3 protein-coding genes are annotated in these 3900 nt (G+C 65.5%); all 3 read left to right on the forward strand.

The window, feature by feature from the left end; translation table 11 throughout:
• A partial coding sequence (locus AC04MI_RS23965) for a hypothetical protein (RefSeq protein ID WP_476498904.1) occupies positions 1 to 1480 on the forward strand: 1480 nt, incomplete at its 5' end.
• Position 1481: 1 nt separating this feature from the next.
• On the forward strand, positions 1482 to 3506 hold the full coding sequence (locus tag AC04MI_RS23970; protein WP_476498905.1) for a hypothetical protein: 2025 nt from the start codon (positions 1482 to 1484) through the stop codon (positions 3504 to 3506).
• Positions 3507 to 3508: 2 nt separating this feature from the next.
• Positions 3509 to 3900 (forward strand): hypothetical protein (locus AC04MI_RS23975; RefSeq protein WP_476498906.1); only part of this gene is annotated, 392 nt, incomplete at its 3' end.

Here is a 3900-nt window from a genome sequence, read left to right on the forward strand (position 1 = left end):
GGACAACGTGGAGCCCTTGCTGGTGGCTGAGACCATTTACGGGTTCGTGCACCCCACGTTTTGCGCTTGTGGCTGGAAGGACCAAACCGACAGATACGTGTTCTGCATCTTTGGCCTGCTGCCCTCCGAGAGTTCGCAGTACCGCTCGAAGTACGTGGCCTATGTGGGTAACACCGCGACCCGCAAGCTGCGCCGCGTGGACTTGCCGACGCTGCCGGACTCGGTGAACCCGCTGTACCTGACCGGCTGGGGCGTGGGCACGCCTATCTATGAAACCGCGTGGTGGGGTATCGAAACCCTGTCTGCATCACCGGCTGGATTCCTGGACAACGACCAAGGGCCGGCCAAGCTGTACGCGGTGGGCAAGGGCCACATGTTGGCGCTTCTGGTGCCGCAGGAGCGCACGGAAGTGGGTCGCATCGAGGGTGTGGCGGAATACAGCGCCCACCCGCTGCGGCTGCCTGTCGGCTCCGCGCCGCACCTGGTTCGCACCCGCGATTTCGGGGAAAGCTGGACTGTGGAGCGAGCCGAGTTTCTGGTGGAGGACATGCCAGAGGACACGGTGGAGCTGACCGACGACTACCCCGGAACAGGCAGTGATGTGACCTACGACTATCCGTTTCAGCCGGTGTCGTGGCATTCAGGCTTCATCGCGGCCCCAATGGGTGGTGGGCGCGTGGCCATCGCCGCCTACGGTCGTCCTGCCGTTCCTCCGACCGACGAGGATCTGGCACTGCACACGCGGCGCCAAGCGGTGCAGCGCGCGCTGCGCTTCTTTGTGTCCGACGCCAACGGCGAGAACTTTGTGCGCAAGGACTGGCCCATGGATGCCATGTGGGCCTRCATCTCCTTCCGCGACTACACCGCGCCAGGCACCTATGCCCAGGAATGGCCGCTGTTCTTTCCGCAGAAGCTGCCCGGACACCGGTACTCCATGGGCCCGGGCAATTTCACTATCGCCGCGGTGACAACGGCCGTGACCTACCCAGAAAAGACCTGGGGCACCTATCCCGACGCCTATCCGGTGACGGTATGGATGACCAACGACTACGGCGATACCTGGACCGGGCAGCGCCTGCCCGCTGAGTGCATGCCCATGGTGGACAACTTGGCCGAGTACAAGGCTGCCAAAGGCCTGGAGTCGGGTGACGGCTTCGCAGTCAGCGACGCCACGGTGCTTACCCGCTTCATGCTGAGCATGTCGGCGCCCTCAAAGCCCGCAGAAGGTGCCAATGCTGCCGTCCCGCCCGAGCTGGTGGCGCTGTACGAGGGCTGGCAGGTGCCGACCAGCGTGTGTGCGACCAGCGGCGATGTGACCACCATGCGCCGCGTGGTGGATTTCTCCGGCCCGTCCAACCTTGACCCGCAGCTGCTCAACGTCCTGTGGCGCAGCCCGGAGCTGCACTACACCGGGGATATTGGCAGCCTGCTGTACCCGGACGACGTGGACCCGGCCCACCCTGAATTTGAGGAACGCTGACATGGCAAACACCCTGGAGAAGATCCAGCGCTTCACCGCGCCGCCGCCGCCAGCTCCGGCACCTGCGCCCATCGTGCGCACCTACAAGGTGGCACGCTCGTATCCGCAGACCAAGCTGGTGCAGGTGGCGACGGCCGATCAGGCTGATTTCTCGCAGAACATCATCAACTACGTCACGCTCGCTGATGGGCGCGTTTTCCCCACCCAGCAGACGATCTACTGGAAACGGGTGGCAGCTGGCGTCGTGACGGTGTACGAAACCGCAACGGAAACCATCTACCCGCCAGCCCCGCCGCCGGCGGTGAGCACGCCTGTTCCTCCCGCCTGGGATGCCACCGCCTGGTCTGGGCGCGCGCTCACCGACCCGCTGCAGACCACCTTCAAGGTGGGCGCTGGTGTGACCGATGGCGTGGTGGCCGGCCTCGCAATCTCAGCGCCCACCGCCGACACGGCGCAAAGCCACATCGTCCACGGGTTCAAGATCGAAAAGGGACTGGCCTACGTGCACATCAGCCCACYGGCCGGAGTTCCTCCCGCTCCTGGCGAAACTGTGTACCTGGTGAATTCGTCGCCCGTCAGCCCTGGTCATGAATGCAAGATCACGCTGATCGCGGGGCGTGTGCGGTACTACATCCAAGACGTGCTGGTGGCCGAGTCGCCTTCCTACCTGGGAGGTAGCGCTGCACGCCTGTCGGCGGCCATCTACGCGGCCGACGATGAGCTGACCGACCCCATGCTGGAAGCGCTGGATGCAACTGGCAGTGGCGCTGCGGCGTTTCAGCTTTCGGCCCTGGGCGGCGACTACGGCTATGCGTTTGGCGCGGCCGATCTGTACCTGGGCGCCACGGGTGAGCAGCGCGAGAGCCTTGCTGGCCTGGGCACGCTGTGGGCCTACGGCTCCGACCGCGACGAGGGCAACGGCCTGGCCCAGCTGGGCGGTCTGGACGCCGTGGGATATGGCTACACCGGTGAAACTGGCGACGGCTCCGCGCCCGTTTTCCGCCTGGATGCCATCGGCGGGGACTACGCCTACGCCTTCGGCGCGGCAGAAATGATGCTGGGCGCCAACGCTGACGGCAACGACTACGGCGCAGAGCTGATCGGATTCGCCCGTGGCGTGGATCTCTGGGCCGAGGGCCTGGCCACTTACCCGCATCGCGGCATCTACACCGTGGGCCAGGTGTCCGCAGGCTTCGACGCCTCGGTGTCGCCAGCTGTGCGCCATGAGGCCCGGGGCAGGGTGGCTACTTCCATGCGCGGCTCGCAAAGCTGGATCATGGAGTTCGCCACCCTTGGCCGCATGGGCGTGACCTGGAATGCGCAGCGCGTGGTGGACGTGGCCCTGGTGAGCACCGGCAAAACCGCTTTGAATCTGGCCGGCATCCTGGTCATCACCGCCAGTTTGCCCACGCCCCTGGTGGCCAGCGCCACCATCGACACACAGCGCACCTTCACCGATCAGCTGACCGCCGGGGCGCAGGCCGTGGCGGGCTACGACGCGCAGCAGGTCATCAGCGCAGCCATCGAGGCGGTGGTGTACGGCGGTGTGGCCATGGGCGAGCCCGGCAAAAACCTGTCGGTGTGGTCTGTGAACCCCGAGAGCGGCAGCGCCGCCTACGAGAACTTCCCGTTCAACAGTTTCGCGCGCATCGGCGGGCGCAACTACGGCGCCTCCGAGGCCGGGATCTTTGAGCTGGTGGGCGAAGACGACGCCGGCGCACCCATTCGCGCATCCATCAACCTGGGCAAGCGCGATTTCGGCAGCCCGGCGCTCAAGGGCATCAGCTACGCCTATCTGGGCGTCAAGAGCACAGGCCAGATGGTGGTGCGCGTGACCACGCCAGAGGGCAAGTCCTACCTGTACCAGACCCGCAGCGCCGACGCTTTCATGGCCACGCAGCGCGCCGACTTCGGCAAGGGCCTGCGCGCCCACTACCTGGAGCTGGAAATCTACAACCAAGAGGGGGCCGACTTCACGCTGGAGCGCATGGAGTTTGTCGTCAACGAACTGAAACGGAGAATCTGACCATGGCAACCACCGACCTTGTGGATGTAGACGACAACGGGCTGTACTCGATTGTCTTTGCCGAGGCCCTGATCAATGCTTTGTGGGGCATCGTTCAGACCAAATCGGCTCTGGCTGACGCCAAGACACAGGAGGCCATTGACCTGGCCGATGGCGACTACAGCATCAGCTCGCCCGACCTGAGCAACGCCATCAGCGAAGCCATCACCACGTTCAAGGAGAACGTGGCGCGGCCTGACCTGCCATCGGCGCCCGAGAAGCGCGCGGCGCCCGTGGTGCCGGCCAAGATCGACCCGCTGGACCTGCCGGCCGTGCCCACCATGGGCCCCGCGCCTGTCATCCCGCTGCCGCCTGGCCTGGATGCACCGCCCGACCTGGGCGAGCTGGATGTGAC

This window comes from Acidovorax sp. LjRoot204, assembly GCF_056175785.1.